At 70.1% G+C, this 17,047-nt stretch carries 4 protein-coding genes; all 4 read left to right on the plus strand.

Features of this window, described 5'->3' with window-relative positions; genetic code table 11:
• Window positions 1-13,158, plus strand: a complete 13,158-nt coding sequence (locus ACGF8B_RS15480; RefSeq protein WP_392738416.1) for a hypothetical protein — start codon at window positions 1-3, stop codon at window positions 13,156-13,158.
• Complete coding sequence (locus ACGF8B_RS15485) at window positions 13,155-13,862, plus strand: type VII secretion system-associated protein (protein WP_392738418.1); 708 nt, start codon at window positions 13,155-13,157, stop codon at window positions 13,860-13,862. The genes ACGF8B_RS15480 and ACGF8B_RS15485 overlap by 4 nt, the downstream gene beginning before the upstream one ends.
• Window positions 13,859-15,295, plus strand: a complete 1,437-nt coding sequence (locus ACGF8B_RS15490; protein ID WP_392738420.1) for a hypothetical protein — start codon at window positions 13,859-13,861, stop codon at window positions 15,293-15,295. Before ACGF8B_RS15485 ends, ACGF8B_RS15490 begins: the two co-directional genes overlap by 4 nt.
• A gap of 99 nt (window positions 15,296-15,394) precedes the next feature.
• Window positions 15,395-16,843: an argininosuccinate synthase gene (gene argG / locus ACGF8B_RS15495; RefSeq protein WP_392738423.1), complete on the plus strand. Its 1,449-nt coding sequence runs from the start codon at window positions 15,395-15,397 to the stop codon at window positions 16,841-16,843.
• The last annotated feature ends 204 nt before the right edge of the window (window positions 16,844-17,047 follow it).

Here is a 17,047-nt window from a genome sequence, read left to right on the forward strand (position 1 = left end):
ATGTCGATCAAGGCGACGCCCGAGCTGAACAACCTGCTTTTCGTTCTCATCGGCGAGCGGTTGCTGCAGGCGGACGAGGACCTGGCGTACGCCAGCCGACGGCCGTACCACCGGCTCGCCGACCGTCTCACCGACCTGTCCGGTGAGATCGAGCAGTCGGTCGTCGGGATCAGCAGGTCGCTCCCGCCCAAGGTGGGCGCGAGCTATCTGCAGTCGATGAAGCTGTTCATCGACAACGGGGGAACCAACCATCTCCGGGACTTCTCCGACCAGTTGAAGACCATCGGCGACGGTCGCACCGACACGTCGATGAACATCATCGAGTCCAAGTGGCAGATCATCGCCGAGCTGATCAGGTTGATGATCGAGCTGCTCGTCATCTTCGTGATGTCGTTCTTCTCGGGCGGGGCCTCGGCGAGCGACGCGGCGGTGGCGAAGGCACGCAGCCGGGTGGTGCTGCTGACGGTGCTGGACACGCTGCTGAAGCGTACGCATCTGATGCCGAGCCTGAGCGAGGCGTTCCAGGAGGCGTTCCAGACCTTCGCGGTGCGTCTCGCCCTGATGATGGCGGGGCCCGACGGGCGCCGGCCGAAGGGGTTCGACTGGAAGGCCATCGCACAGGACGGTGTCTTCGGCGCGTTCGCGGGGTTCTTCCACAGCACTTTCTCGTCCGGGCTCGGGAAGCTGCTGAAGAACTTCACGGGCAACGGTCCGGTCAAGAACCTCACCAAGGACGTGACGGACAAGGCGCCCCGGCCGAGCAAGTTCTCCCCGAAGAACCTGGCCAACACCGCGCTGAACGACACGAAGGACTTCCTGACCTCCGGTGGCTCGGAGGCCGTCGCGGAGATCGTGGCCGGTGGTCTCATGACGGGGAACTGGACGACGAGCTGGGACACCTTCCTGGGCTCCGGGATCAGCAGCAAGGCCGAGCATCTGCTGGGGAGCGGCGCGTCCAAGCCGGGGACCTGGGTGAAGAACAACTTCACCGGGAAGAACGTGCCGACGTCGAGCCAGTCGGACGGGGACGGCACGGGGGCGAAGTCCGGGAGCGGAACGGACTCCGGGAGTGGAACGGACTCCGGCACCGGGAACACGGCCACGACCGGCACCGGTACGGGGACCGGGAGCGGCGGGGGCTCGGGGAGCGGGAAGAACGGCGGCAGCACGAACGGCGCCGGTTCCCCGGACCAGACGAAGTCGACGCAGGAGACCGGGGCGACGGACGAGTCGGGGCGGACGGGGAACGACGAGCACACGGGGCCGGAGGGGGACGACGAACGCTCGGGGCCGGCGTCGAAGTCGCCGTCGTCGGGGCCGTCCGGCTCGAACGGACCGGCCACCAAGGGGTCCGTCAACACCTCCAGCAACGAAGACCACGACTACATCCCTCCCCACGACGACACCGACGACACGAACGACGCCGAGGAGGAGTCCCAGCAGACTCCCGACGAGCGCACGGTCCCCCCGGCGAACACCGATTCGCACGGCGGCCCGAAACCGAGCCACAACCCGACGCCCACTCAAGGCCACCGGACGCCCGACTCGCAGCAGGGCGAAGAGCGGGGCGAAGAGCGGGACGAGGAGCAGGACGAGGAGCAGGGGGGCCGGCAGGAGACCGGGCCCGAGTCGGAGCAGAAGGCCGGCACACCGTCCGCGCAGCCCGACACACAGCCCGATGCGCAGACCGACGCCTCGAAGAACCAGGACCAGAACGAGACCGAGAACGAGACCGAGACCGAGCCCAGCACTGGGTTGCTCACCGAGGACGGCTCGTCCGACAACGGACAGGCCCTGTCCGACGCCGGCTCCTCGTCCACCCCGCAGGTCACCCCCCACACCGCCACGGTGCCGGAGCATCAGCTGTGGTCGCAGCTCCTCGGCACCCCCGGTCCCCCGTCGCAGCAGTTGCTCGACGACATCGCCGCCCACCGTCGGGGGGCCGCACCGTCGCCGGAGGAGATCGGCCTCCGCAGGGAGCTGCGGCAGAAGCTGAACGACACCGAGGGCGGCGTCACGATCTTCATCGACGACGCGGCCAACTTCGGTCATCAGGCCGCCGCCACGATGCTGATGGACTCCCTGAACGAGCTGGGCTACCAGGGCCCCATCACCGCCATCGCCCCGGCCAACGTGCAGCAGAAGCTCGCGCTGCTGCTGAGTGACGAGCTCAACGCCCGTGTCACCTGGCAGACCCAGACCTTCGACCCCGACCGCCCGATGGCCGATCCCCGGGCCTCCGGGAGGCCCGGGGTTCAAGGGCTGGTCATGGTCGCGGCGAGCGACCGGCTCGACGGCGACGAAGAGGTGGCGGAGCGGTTCCTGAACCTTCTGGGGATCGACCGGGCGATCGTGCTCAAGCCGTACGCCTGGGACACCTCGCACCGCTATCTCTACAGCAGGCCGTCCCCGGACTCCGCCGTCGAGGTCACCGACCTGGAGGAATCCGAGTCGTCCGGCAACACCATCGCACCCGACGCCCTGTTCAATTTCCACACCCCGCTCCTCACCCAGGACGAGCTCACCGACCTGATCGACCGGCGGGTCACCGCCTCCGACGTCGCCGAGGGGCTCAAGGAGATCGTCCGGGCCGTGCACGAGAACGGCACCGAGGTCATGCCGGTCTACGGCCTCCACAACGTCACCGAGTCGGGCCGGGCGTCGGCGCTCAGCACCCTGGCCGCCGGAATCAGCAGATCCGGGATCGACAGGCCGTCCGTGATCCTCTCGTTCGGCCGCACCACGGTCGACTTCGCTCCCGTGCACACGGACGCGCAGCTCAGGCGGACCGACATCACCGCACCCGACCTCCGCGAACAACTCGAACAGCTGGGGCCGAACGACGTCCTCGTCGTGCAGAGTGCGGGCCTCCCGCAGGACGTGTTCCGGCAGGTCTTCCAGCTCGGCACGCTGCCGGCGGTGCTGGAAGGTGCCAACACCACCAACCTGATGCAGCTGCTGGGCCGCCCGTACTTCTCCGCGCTGACCAACCACACCCCGTACGACCGGCTGGACGAGGTCGCGGCGAGCCACCTCGAACAGGTGACCAAGGCCATCACCCATCCCAGCCAGTGGGGGCGCAGGGCCGCGAAGCTGACGAGCGAGCAGCCGACGCGCGCGTGGCAGGCGCTTCAGAACGTTCACACGGCCCAGTCCGTGACGTCGGCCCTGCCCAGGGACGGGGACGGACACGTCCTGACGCAGGACGAGTGGATGCGCCTCAAGGCGGACGGGGTGCTGAGCGTCGGCGAACTCAAGTCGGTGCTCGGGAACGGCGCGGACGTTGTCGCCATGATCGCGGACATCGGGTACACCGGCCGCACAGCGACCATCAGCGCGGGGCAACTGGCCACACTGCGAACCCGGCTGGGTGAGCTCCGGGCCGGGCATCTGGTCGAGGTCCGCAACGCGATGGACCACCTGTCGGTCGTGCCGGAACCGGGCGCGGCCGAGGTCATAGCGGAGGCCATGGACGAACTGACACAGGCCGGCTCCCGGCTCCACGACTACTTCGCCGGCCTACGGGCCAAGGCGCACGACCCGGACAACGACCAGACCCTGCAGGCGCTTCGCCTGGTGCTCACCGATCGTCCGGCCCTGCCCCGGACCGAGTCCCTGGTCCAGGGCCAGGAAGTGAACCAGCAGCAGGAGACACCACGCTGGCAGACCGACTGGGACCGGGTCGACGACTCCGACGACGACATCGAGTACTCCGAGAGCTCGGGACCCCATTCCGTCGCCACGTCCAGCAGGTCCACTCCGACGTCCAGCCGTTCGCAGAGCCCTGTCGCCAATCGGCCGGCCACCGAGAGCCGACAGCAGAACACATCCCCGAACGAGAGCGAGAGCGAGAGCGACGACGACGGAGACGAGAACGAGAACGGGGACGGGGGCGACACCGAGGACAACGGCAATGACAACGGCAGCGACTACGACAGTGACTTCGGTGGGGACGTCGACTTCAGTTTCGGGTTCTTCGGCGACACCGGACCCGGAACAACACCGGACAACGCCTCCGGGCCGGCCGTGCAACCGTCCGATGTAGGCGATACCTCCGAAATCGCCCCTCCTCGGCTCGTACTCAGATCCGCCCGCTCGGCGGACGACGCCACGACCGACTCGGACGACATCGTCAAGCAGACGGTCGCGACCGGCTCGTCCGACTCCTCGCTCCTCGCGTCGTACACCCCGTCCGACTGGGCCGCCCGGAACGAGCGCTACAGCACCGTCATCACCTCCGACACCTTCCAGGACCACCACCACAGCGAATCGTCGATGTACCGCAAGCAGCGCCGGACCCCCTGGAGCGGCCAGAAGGTGTCGTTCTTCGCGGCGCACGGCACTCCCACCCGGGTGAAGCTGACGCGGCAGGACGGGACGAGCATCGTGGTCAGCGGCAGGGAGCTCGGCCGCTACCTGGAGCACTCCACCGACCTCGGTCCGAAGGACCGCCCCATCGTGCTGTACGCCTGCTCCACCGGCGCCTCGCCCACACACGGCGGGCTCTCCGTCGCCCAGCACGTCGCCAATGTGACGGGCCGGCCGGTGTACGCGCCCACCACCTCCGCAGGTACGGCGCTCGACTCCGAGCAGCAGCCGCGCCCGGTCCTCTTCCGCGACGACGCGGAGAATTCCGGGCAGTGGATCGCGTACACCCCCGAACCGACCGGCGCCGAACTCACCGCGCTCGCCCGCACGGCGGGCCTGCACCCCCCGGCGGGCACCACGGAGGCCACGGACACCGCGGCCGGAACCAGCTCCACCGGTCCCGCGACGACGCCAGAGGACGCCCCCGGTCCCTGGGTCACGACGCGAACGCTCCAGCTCGTACGTACGCTGCGCGGCACCTTCGGTACGCAGATCGGACAGTCCCCCGACCACGATGCGCTGCTGGCGGCGCTCGGCGCACTGGACAGTGAGCGTTTCGGGGGCGACGACACCGTCTGGGCGCCCTACCGTGACGGGCGGATGACGCCCGATCTGCTGCGCCGCATCAGCGAGGAGCTGGGAGGACAGGGCACACCGGGGCTGGACCGGTACTCCGCCCTCTTCGACCGGGTCAATCAGGAATCCGGCGGGAACGGACCGGCGGCCGGATCGTCGCAGGACGACCTCCGGTCACCGTCCCGCGACCTCACACAGGACGTCATCGAACCCGCGTCGGCACAACAGCCGCAGCAGATACAACAGACACAGGTGACTCAACAGACACAGCAGGCACAGCAGGCACAGCAGGTGTCCACATCCACGGACACCGATGCCTCCACCACTGTGGTCCAGCTGGTGGCGGCCCAGCTCGACACCGATCGCCCCGCCGAGGTCGACGACAACATGCTGCCCGCCCCGGCGCCGGGAGCGGTCCAGCGGTTCCCGGGCGATCTGACACTGCCCACGTACATCACCGGGGACGGTGTGGACGAAGATTCCGCCTTCACCTACGGTCAGAGCCAGGTGATCCAGCGGGGTGTCGACAACGTACTGAGGCGCATAGCCGGCTCGGCCCTTCCGGTCCCCGTCCGGAGCTCCGGCGCCGCCGGCAACCCGCTCGCCGAACTGGAACGGGCGCTCAGGCAGACGCCCCATCTGTTCCACGGGGACGGCTGGGTCTCCGCCCCCTTCAAGGACACCTCGGGGCGCATCCGCCAGCTGCGGGTCTCCCAACGGCCGCAGGCCCCCTGGTCCATGATCACCAATGAGAAGGGCGGGGCGATCTCGCTCGATCCGGTGAAGGTGGACCAGATCCACCGCAGCCAGATCACCTCCGGGAAGTCGGAAACGGCAAGTTCCTCAAGGCAGTTGGGCGTGGCGGTTCCGCTGGGACCACCGATCGGCCCCGCGAACATGTTCGGGCGGGTGGGCCTCACTCTGGGCTTCACGAAGTCGGTCGACTTCAACCTCCAGGACCAGACCCTGAGCCAGGTCGAGAGCCGCCACTCCGACGAATCGCATCTGTATCTGAGCGATGTGATGTACAGGGTCGAGCTGACGGACCCGGCGCCCGAGAAGTACGGGAAGCTGAAGCAGTTCACCCAACGGATCAGGCCGGTCACCCGGTCCACGGCGCCGGTCCAGGACAACGGATCGCAGACCTCCCTCACGTTCGGCGTGAAGGACGGGCTGCTGCTGCGTCTGCCGGACAACCTGACCGCCAAACGCAGTCACGAGCACGCACCGCAGACGATGCGGCTCGGCGAGCACAGCGACTACCGCATGGTGCACACCGAGGGATACGGCTCGGTGGCCGCGATCCAGGAATGGGCGGTGGGCCAGGCCGAGGCGGTCGTCGGCTCGTCGATGCACGCGGAGATCAGCCGCTTCTTCAGCTCGGAGAACTTCATCCGGACCGCGGACCGGATGGCGCACGGCACGGTCACCAGTCAGCCGATGTTCACGGAATCCGGGCAGCCCGGCGGTGTGTTCGCCGTGGACAAGATCGTGCCGGTCGAGGCCACCCAGATCTCGGAGACCGACTCGGCAGAGCTTCGCAACGCCATTCAGCGGGTCATCAAGAACGATCGGAGCACGTCGACGGCGTACAGCCAGGACCTCCAGTTCACCGTCGGCCCCAGCTTCTCCTTCGACGAGTACGCGACGAGCGCGGCCCAGCCGCGCGTCCAGGTGGGCGGCTTCGTCCAGTTCGGCAACCGGTCCACCCGGACCACCGGCTTCGGCGGCTCGGGCAGCCGCAAGATCGTCGGACGTGCCAAGAAGGTGCGTACCGAGCTGTACCTGGTGAAGAAGACCGTCCACGTCCGCAAGTCCGGACAGGACAGGGCCACCGAGTTCGACGTCTGGACCCTCGACCGGATGACCCGCGCGGAGGCGCGCCGCCTGGCCGGCTGGGACGACGGTACGAAGCTCCGTACCCGCTCGGCGGAGCACACGGCTCTCAACTCCGCCCAGGCCGAGGGCGACAACGGCAGCGGCAGCGGCAGCAGCAGTTCCGTCCCCCCTGTCGCCCCCGTACCGCCGAACACCGGTGAGCCCCCGGCCCCGGTCTATCTGCCCCAGGATCATCCGACGCTGCTCGGCATGGCGCGGGTGGAGGCGTTCCTCCCCGACACCGACTCCGTCGAGGGCGCTGCCGCGGACACCACCGGACCGCCGACGACGCCGCCCGCGACACCACCCGCGGCCCGGTCCACTACGCCGCCGCCCGCAGCGTTCCTCAACGGGCTGACGGAGAGTGTGATCGCCGCCATCGCCCAGCAGCACCCCGGTCTCGTCGCCCCGTTGGCGGACTTCACGACCCCCGACGACAAGTCGAAGGGATGGCGGGGCAAGAACCACTTCAGCGCCGCCCTGCAGAACACACTGAGTGTGATGGACGCCCTGAGCCATCACAGCGTGGCGGGGCAGCTGGAGTCCTTCACCACGGACGGAATCCCGATCCGGCTCGTCGACAACACGGGCACCAAGCGGAAGTACCGCTGGATCCGGGCCAAGGGCGAACTGACCGGGCGCCGCTACGAGGGCACGCGCAACGAGCTGATCCTGCGGAGCAGCACCCCCGGAGCCCAGCGGCTGGACAGCTCGGCCACCGTGTCCCACACCAGGGAGGCCGGGGTCGACGTCGGCATATCGGCGCGTGAGAACAACGCCGACGCGTTCAAGCAACCGATCAACAGCGGAGTGATCACCCCGGCCGGCCGGTTCGGCCGGCAGAAGGCCCGGAAGACCGGCTCCGGTGCCACCGTCTCGTACGAGCCCCTGCACGCCACGTCGGGCCCGTCCCATGTGTTCAGCTACCAGCTGTCGGTGACCGTCACCAGCGGCGGGTACTGGCGCTTCCGGGAGCCGCTGCGGGTGCTCGGGGTGCTCGGCACGGGGCTCTCCGTGGGACGCAACGCGGAGGTCGACCTGATCGGTGGCGCGGCGAGCCGTCCGGCGGTGACCGGACGGATCCTGCTCGACGTGCCCGACGAGCACATCCCGCCGACCGCTCCACGCCCGCGGCAGGAACAGGCTTCGACGCCGCCCGCTGCCTCCCCCCTCGCCGTCACACTGAATACCGAGGACGTCCGGAAGCTGCTGGGCGACCCGGAGAAGACCGCCGTCGTGACCGATACGGGCCGGGGCACCGGCGCGGAGGCGAACGCGCACGAGAACACCCGAGAGAACAACCAGGGGAACGGGGAGAACGGGGAGAACGTCGAGGAGATCGAGCTCCGGGAACAGGAGACCGCGCCGACTCCGTTCGGTGATCTGCCCCACCAGGTCATCGCCGTCGCGGGCGGCTCCGAGCTGAGCCGGGGCGTGGAGACCGCGCTCAAGGAAGGTTCCGGCGACGCCTGGCAGTTCAGCCTGCACGGAGCCGCTCCGCACGACGCGGTGATGCGCCAGTTCCAGCCGCAGGTCCTGGCCTCGTTCCTGGACCAGTCGATCAGCCGTGCGGGAATGCGCATGGTCGAGCTGTTCGGCGCCGGACCGTACGTCAACCGGATCGGCCGGCTCGTCCACCGTGTCACCCTGCGGAATCCGGTCGTGCAGTCGAAACCGGTCGCGGTGGAGACCGAGGTGACGCTCGGCGCCGAGACCCAGGTCACCCATGCGCGGACCTCGGTCACGGTGGCCAAGCTCAACCTCGGGGTCGCCTACGCACGCAGCCACGACCAGGGGCCCTCGCTGGTCGGTACGTACGGGCTCGTCCTGAACGGGGCGTGGACCAAGGGAAGCACCGCGACCGCGACGAACACCGTGTCGGTGGAGAACGACCGGGACGACGAGAACCTGAAGTACCTGGTCACCGCGGACGTCGATCACGAGGTCGGGTTCACGACGCGTGCCAACGGGCTGGCCGGTCCGCTGCGCGCCCTGCTGCCGGCGCTGCGCACCCGCTTCGCGGGGTTCACACTCACCATGCCCGGCGGCTGGCTCGGCCATGTGCCGGAGAAGGTCGCGCACCGCCTCGGCCTGGTCGGCAGCACACTGCCCGCCGCGCCCACCTACAGCGAGGACGCCTGGTCCCCCTCGCCCTGGCTGAAGGACACTCCGTTCGGCTCGTTCCCGGTCAACTCCCTCGACTCCGCCGCGGCCTCGCGGCACTTCGCCGAACTCCTCAAGTCGCGGGGGGTGGACGACGCCGGCCGGGACCACATCCTGGACATGGTGACGCCCCGTGCGCTGCTCGCCCTGCGGCAGCAGATGGCCGCCGCCAAGGGCGGGGTCACCGCGGTGACCCGCACCGCCTGGACGAAGCTCGGCGAGGTGTCCATCGGTTCGCAGCGTGCGACGGTACGCATCGAACTCATCCCGGAGGATGCGACGTTCGACGGGATCGATCACAGTGTCACGTTCCAGGAGACCCTGGGCATGACCGAGACCGTCGAGGTGAACAAAGTCAAGGCGGTCACGACCACGACCGGACTCTCGGTCACCGAAGCCGTGCGGACCCAGAACACGGCCGCTCCCACGGCCGGCCCGAGCCTCTCCGAGTCGCTCGCCGTCACCCAGCAGAAGACGGTGGCCGCTTCGGCGAGCCGCATGAAGAACTACACGTTCTACCCCAACGAGCCGTTCGCCGACTTCCTCACCACGTACCGGATCCGCATGGTGCTGGTGAACGCGGACGGGACGGAAGTGCCTTCGAGGGAATTCACGGTCGGCACCCTGCGGGAGCAGCTGCCGCTCAGCCTGGCGGTGCCGAACGCCGCGGACAACACCGGCGGCAATCCGGTGACGGAGGGGAACCAGCCCCCCAAGGTCACGGTCCGAAGGCCGGGACAGCTCACCGACGAGGCCATCGAGCGATGGCGACGAGCGGGGCAGACGAAGGCGTTCACCATGCCGGCCAACGGCTTCATGCCACGTCGGATCACCGACACCGACATGGCGTTGGACGCGGCCCACCTCGCCCTGGCCAAGGCCCACAACACCGATCTGCCGCACCTGCCCAAGCCGAGCAGCGGGACCGTCGAACTCACCGGCACGAATCTGGCCGCGGCGACGGGCAAGGCCCGGAAGTCCGGTCTCGCCCGCCAGGGACGGGCCTCGGGCCAGGCCCTGTCCGACGGGCTGGCGAGCACCCAGACGGCGGCCTTCTTCGGCAACACCGCGACGGGCAACGGCTACCTTGCCGCCACGATGCACGACGCCACTGTCGCGCTGGACACCCAGGGCAGCTACCGGCTGTTCTCCCGGCCCCGGCTGAGCGAGGCGGTGCTGCTGAGCGTGGCGGCGGACGCCACGATGGAGAGCCCCGAGCGGCAGACCGTGAGTTCGGACCTGTCGGTCACGGAGACCGGTGCCCAGGGCACGACGCTCGGCGCGACCGTCGGCACGTCCGTACCGGCGGTGGGCACCGTCTCACCCGCGCCGACCGGCAGCGGGGGGAACACCGGTGAGTCGACGACCCTCAAACTCGCCTCCGCGGACGGCACGCAGCAGAACATAAAGCCCAAGACGGGCCGGGCACTGCTGTTCTCGATTCCCACGGACTGGCTGGGCGAGGCGACGGTCACGCACGGCCGGGCCGCCAGTGTGTTCGTCCAGGGCAGCAGGTCGCAGACCGTCGAGTACCGGACCAATGTCCTGGCCTGGGTACGGGAGGACGTGGCCCGCGATCTCGGACTGATCGACGACACGACCTTCCCGTCCGACGTCACCGCCGCCTGGACCTCGGTGACGAAGGCGAGCAAGGCGTGGGTGGACGCGGACAAGGCGTACTGGAAGGTCAGGCGCGCCGTCACCGAAACGACCGGGGACACCGGCCCCACTCCAGAGCAGGTGGACCAGATGGCGGTGCTGTCCGAGCGCGCCCGCGCCGCGATGCGGGAGTTCCGGCGGGTACGGGCGGCGACGGACCGGCTCACCCAGTGGCACCACCGCACGCCGCGCAATGGCCCCCGGCCGCCTGCGGTGAGCTTCACCGCCCCCGAAACGCCGTCGACGACGTTCCCCAAGTACACCGGGACGGCGTTCACACCGGCCCCGGCGACGGCGACGCCCTCCGTCGACCCCTCCGTCGACGAGCCGCACACGCTCGTCTCCCCGGACGGCGAGACGTACACACTGCACAACGTGCCCGAGGACGGTGACGCGTTCTACCACGCGCTCGCTGCGGGGATGCGGCACACGAACACCACGCTGCCGGGCGCGGCCGGCAGTGCCATGGCCACAGCGCCGGACGTCACCGAGCTGCGCGACCGGTTGACGGACACCCTGACGAACGACTCGGGCGACCTGCTGGACTTCATGACCCCGGATCTCCTCGATCGGTTCGACCCCGAGGAGCTGGCCAACGGCGGCCCCACGTTCGCCGCGGGGTCGCCCGAGGCCCATGAGTTCGCGGACGATGCGCACACCCTGCCGCTGTACGCACGGCTGTCGGCCGACGAGCGCAGGGCGCTCGCGCTGGCGCAGTTGCAACGCGCCGGGAACTCGGGCGACGAGCGCGGCTGGAACCACGGGGCCGCGGACCTGTTGCCCGCGCTCGCGGCCCGGACCCTCGGTGTCAGGGTGACGGTCGTGCGGGACGACGGCACGTTCCAGGACTTCGAGCCCGAGAACGCCCGGACGCCCCCGGCACATGTCGTGCTGTACCTCAAGGACCGCCATTACCAGGCGGCCCTGGCTCCCGTTCCCACCGTCTGGGAGACGAACCATCAGTCGGATTCGGAGGACGACTCGGAGGGCCTGAAGGGCTCGGAGGACCTGGAGGACCTGGAGGACCTGAAGGGCTCGGAGGGCTCGGAGGGCTCGGAGGACCACGACCAGGACGACGAGAACGACGAGAACGACGACGAGAACGTCCAGGAGACCGAGACCAACGCGGAGAACGACGACCAGGGCGACGACGGGAGCGCGTCGGAGGCTGACTACGACGGGGACAGCGACACAAGCACGTCCACAACGCCCCCGTCGCAACGGACGAAGCACATTCGGAAGCGCAAGCCCTCCGAGCAGAACGACGACTCGACGACGGACACGGACACGGAACCGGTGCCACCGTGGACGCCCTCCGGCTCCAGGGCCGACTCCCCGGCTCCGTCCGAGACGGATACCGCCCCCGACGAAGCGACGACCCCGGCGCCCGCGACCACAGCCTCCGAAACCGACTCCACCACCGGATCCCGGACCGACTCCGAACACGACACCACCACCGACGACGACAAGAGCGCGTCGGATACGGGCAACGACGGGGACAACGACACAACCACGTCCACAACACCCCCGTCGCAACGGACGAAGCACATACGGAAGCGCGAATCGCCCCAGACATACGGCGGTTCGACGACAGACACAGACACGGACACGGACACGGAAGCGGATGACGACGCGGCACCTTTGCGGACGTCCTCCGTGTCCAGGACCAACTCCCCGGTCCCGTCCGGGAGCGAAAGCACGGCCGACGACACAACCGACGAAGCGACGACCCCGGCGCCCGCGACCACAGCCTCCGAAACCGACTCCACCACCGGATCCCGGACCGACTCCGAGCACGACACCACCACCGACGACGACGAGAGCGCGTCGGAGACGGGCAACGACGGGGACAACGAGACGAACACGTCCACAACGCCACTGGCGCAACGGACGAAACGAATCATCAGGAGCAGGCCACCGGCGAGGAACGACGGCTCGACGACGGAATCGGACACGGGCACGGATGACGACGCGACACCGCCGCGGACACACACCGAGGACGAAGCAACCGACGGGTGGGTGACCGAGTACGACTACGGGCCCCTCAGCGACGGTTCGTCGCTGCCCCCGGCCCCGCCCCCGACCCCGGTTCCGTCGACGCCCCCGGCGTCCCCGGTCCCGCCGGCCGTCCAGTCGCCCCCGGACTCGTCCACTCCCCCGCCACCACCGCCTCCGCCACCCCCGCACGCGGATGGCGACAACGGCGCGACGGACTCGAACGGTTCCTCCACCGATGTTCTCGGCCGGGTCCTCGACACGTACGCGGTGCGGGACGTCCTCGTACGGCAGGTGAATCTGCGCCAGCTCCACGATCCGCTCATCTCCGCGAGGGCCGCGCTGGACCTCGCTCCCGGTGGCCTGACCATGCGCGAGCTGGCGCTGACCGACACGCAGGTACTGACGGTGCTCGCCCATCACCGCCACCTGTCCCCCGAGGCGGTGGAGGAACTGCTCAAGCACCCGTCGTACGCGGCGGTCCTCCAGCACGAAGACGAGGCTCCCCAGGCGTCATGACGGACACGAACCGAGGCACCCAGATGCAGCACACCGACGGGCCGTCCGGGCAGGAGCTTCCGCCCGTTCCCGATCACATCCGCGAGGCCGCGCGGGAGGCGCCGGACCACTGGATCGGCGTCGTCGATCCGGCCTGGACCGACGCCGCCCCGCCGCCGCCCTGGGCCGTGGCCGGTGAATGGCGTTCCGGGCTCGACGGCGAAGTCGTGGAGTGGCGGCCGAACGAGGAGTACCGGCCGTCCCCGTCGGCCCTGGGCTGGCCCGAGCCGACCGATCCGGTCGACGCCGCCGTGCAGTTGGCCGTCACCGGGTACGGCCCGCTGAGCGACGCCGTGGAGGCGCTGGCGGGTGCGGAGGCGGTGGTGCTCCGGGCACCCGGCGGCGGCCCGCTGACGGTCGCCGGAGCCGACGGTTCACCCGCCGTGCCGCTCTTCACCGCCGTACCGCACCAGCCGTTCGAAGGTGCCCTGGCGCACGACACGGTCGCCGTCGCCGACCTGGTGCGCGACCTCGCCGCGGACGAGGGCCGCATCTCGGTCAACCCGGCGGGCCCGGCGCGCCTCCTGCTCGACGCGCGTCTGATCCTCGACGCCGTCCGGCCCGCTGTCCCCACCGTCCCGACCTCCGCCACCGTCTCCACCGGCGGTTCCCCCGATTCGTCCCACCAGCTCCCCACCAGTCCCGTCACCCAGAGGACCCCATGACCACGTCCAGGAACGAAGAAACAGCGGCCGCCTCCGAGCCGGAGGCGCACGCCACCGCCGAGGCCGCCGCGGGCGAGACCCCGGCACGGACCGCTCGCGCGGCTTCCGCCGAGCGCAGCGGTACGGCCGCGGCGGCGGAGCCGTCCGCGGCGCCGGAAGCTGCGGCCGGAGAGGCTTCGGAGGAGTCCGCCGAAACGACCGCGTCCACGGGAGCGGCAGCGGCGGGATCCGCGCGGAAGAGCGAGTCGGAGCAGAAGAAGCAGAAGCAGGAGCAGGAATCGGAGGCAGGGGCGGAGGCGCAGGGAGAAGCCACGGGCGCCGCTGCCACCGCCGAGGGCGAGGGCGCCGGCGCGACCGCCACCGCCGAGGCGGACGCGGAGGCGGAAGCCACCGCGACCATGACCGCCACCACCACGGCCGACGCCCCCGAGAAGACGGGGCGTCCCAACAAGGCACTCCTCGCGGGCGCCGCCATCGCCGGTGTCCTGCTGGTGGCCGTTCCGTTCCTGGTGCACACCGGTGGTGGCAACGACGGCAAGCGCTCGGCGGGCAACGGCGAGGCCCCCGGCACGATGCTCGGCGCCGGAAACGGCGACGTTCCCGGCGCGTTCGCCTCCGCGGCCCCCTCGCCACGCACGGGCTCGGGCAAGCAGCCGTCCGCCGGCAAGGACGGGAAGGGCGGCTCGGGGCCCTCCGCCGACGGCGCGGGCGTGTCCAAGCCGCTCAATGAGGGCGGCGGAAGCACGGGCGGGGACACCGGCGGCACCGGTGGCAAGGGCGACGGTTCCGGGGGCGGGAAGTCCACCGGCGGCGAGAAGTCCACGGCCCGGAAGACCACCACGGGCAGCGGCAGCGGCGGCGGCTCGGGCAGTGCGGCGGGCGGCACCGAGCAGAAGGCGGCCCCGCAGCCGACCGTCGTCTACACCGGGGTCACCGGCCACGGCTGCCCCACCCCCTCCGGCGGCGGCTTCCAGCAGGACCACTACTTCACCGACGGCAGCGCCGGCTGGTACACCCGCCCCTCCGGCGGCTGGACGGGCAACGGCTGCAACGGCAGCTACTCCTCCATACCGATGTCCGGCGACACCTCCACCGACATGCAGAACCGCGTCAAGTGGTGGTGGAAGCCCGGCACCCGGGCCCGGACCTGCCAGATCTCCGTGTTCATCCCGAACAGCAACACCAACCTGTACGTGGGCGGGCACCCCACCAAGTACCACGTGCTGGTCAACGCCAACGACCGTACGACCATGTACAGCAGCTTCTCGATCAACCAGACCGCGCACCGCGGCCAGTGGGTCGACGCGGGCACCTTCGCCATGAAGGGCGCCACGATCGGGGTGAAGCTGCTCGACCGCGGTGACGACTGGTCCAAGGGCTGGGAGAAGGCCCATCACGCCGCCGCGCAGATGCGGGCGACCTGCCGTTCCTGAACGCGTTCCACTTCGGGCCGGCCCCTCCCCGGGGCCGGCCCGTCGTGTTTCACCGCGCCCAATGTTGCATGATCATGCGAAGTGATGCATAGTCTTCCTATGTCCAAAGTCCTCACCTCCCTCCCCACCGGCGAGCGCGTCGGCATCGCCTTCTCCGGCGGCCTCGACACCTCCGTCGCCGTCGCCTGGATGCGCGACAAGGGCGCTGTCCCCTGCACGTACACCGCCGACATCGGCCAGTACGACGAGCCCGACATCGCGTCCGTGCCCGGCCGCGCCGCCGCTTACGGCGCCGAGATCACCCGGCTCGTCGACTGCCGTGCCGCGCTGGTCGAGGAAGGGCTTGCGGCGCTCTCCTGCGGCGCGTTCCACGTCCGGTCGGGCGGCCGCCCCTACTTCAACACCACGCCGCTGGGGCGCGCCGTGACCGGCACGCTGCTGGTGCGGGCCATGCTTGAGGACGGGGTGCAGATCTGGGGCGACGGCTCCACGTTCAAGGGCAACGACATCGAGCGGTTCTACCGCTACGGCCTGCTCGCCAACCCGCACCTGCGGATCTACAAGCCCTGGCTGGACGCGGACTTCGTCACGGAGCTCGGCGGCCGCAAGGAGATGTCGGAGTGGCTGCTCGCGCACGGGCTGCCGTACCGGGACTCGACGGAGAAGGCCTACTCCACGGACGCCAACATCTGGGGCGCCACGCACGAGGCCAAGACCCTGGAGCACCTCGACACGGGCGTCGAGACGGTCGACCCGATCATGGGCGTGCGGTTCTGGGACCCGTCGGTGGAGATCGCCACCGAGGACGTGACGGTCGGCTTCGACCAGGGCCGTCCGGTCACCATCAACGGCAAGGAGTTCGCCTCCCCCGTCGACCTCGTCATGGAGGCCAACGCGATCGGCGGCCGCCACGGTCTCGGCATGTCCGACCAGATCGAGAACCGAATCATCGAGGCCAAGAGCCGCGGCATCTACGAGGCCCCCGGCATGGCGCTGCTGCACATCGCCTACGAGCGCCTGGTCAACGCGATCCACAACGAGGACACCCTGGCCGCGTACCACAACGAGGGCCGGCGGCTCGGCCGGCTGATGTACGAGGGCCGCTGGCTGGACCCGCAGGCGCTGATGATCCGCGAGTCCCTGCAGCGCTGGGTCGGCGCGGCGATCACCGGCGAGGTGACGCTGCGGCTGCGGCGCGGCGAGGACTACTCGATCCTCGACACCACGGGCCCGGCGTTCAGCTACCACCCGGACAAGCTCTCCATGGAACGGACCGAGGACTCGGCGTTCGGCCCGGTGGACCGGATCGGTCAGCTCACCATGCGGAACCTGGACATCGCCGACTCCCGCGCCCGGCTGGAGCAGTACGCCGGTCTGGGGCTGGTCGGCGGCGGCCACCCGACGCCGATCGGTGCCGCGCAGGCCGCCTCGACCGGCCTGATCGGCGCCATGGACCAGGGCGGCGCCCAGGCGATCGCCTCGCGCGGCGAGGCCACGGACGAGGAGACGATGCTGGACCGCGCCGCGATGGAGTCCGGCACGGACTGACACCGGTCACGGCCGGCCCCGGTCACGAACCGATACGGGCCACCGGGGCCGGTCACCGGCCTCCGGCCGTGCGCACCCGGGCAGTGGGCCCCGGCGGATTCCCTTCCGCCGGGGCCCACTGCCGTACGGCGACCGGGCAGGTGCCCCGATGCCATGTTCCGGCAGGAAGAACGCGGCTTCCACGTCACCGATGGTTCACCCGCC

This window comes from Streptomyces sp. NPDC047917, from assembly GCF_043204345.1.
GTDB classification, from domain to species: Bacteria; Actinomycetota; Actinomycetes; order Streptomycetales; family Streptomycetaceae; genus Streptomyces; species Streptomyces sanglieri.

What these genes read in the sequence shown, in the direction of transcription:
- ACGF8B_RS15485 (WP_392738418.1), top strand. Translation starts at nt 13,155, where the DNA reads ATGACGGACACGAACCGAGGCACCCAGATGCAGCACACCGACGGGCCG.
- ACGF8B_RS15490 (WP_392738420.1), top strand. Translation starts at nt 13,859, where the DNA reads ATGACCACGTCCAGGAACGAAGAAACAGCGGCCGCCTCCGAGCCGGAG.
- argG (WP_392738423.1), top strand. Translation starts at nt 15,395, where the DNA reads ATGTCCAAAGTCCTCACCTCCCTCCCCACCGGCGAGCGCGTCGGCATC.
- ACGF8B_RS15480 (WP_392738416.1), top strand. Translation starts at nt 1, where the DNA reads ATGTCGATCAAGGCGACGCCCGAGCTGAACAACCTGCTTTTCGTTCTC.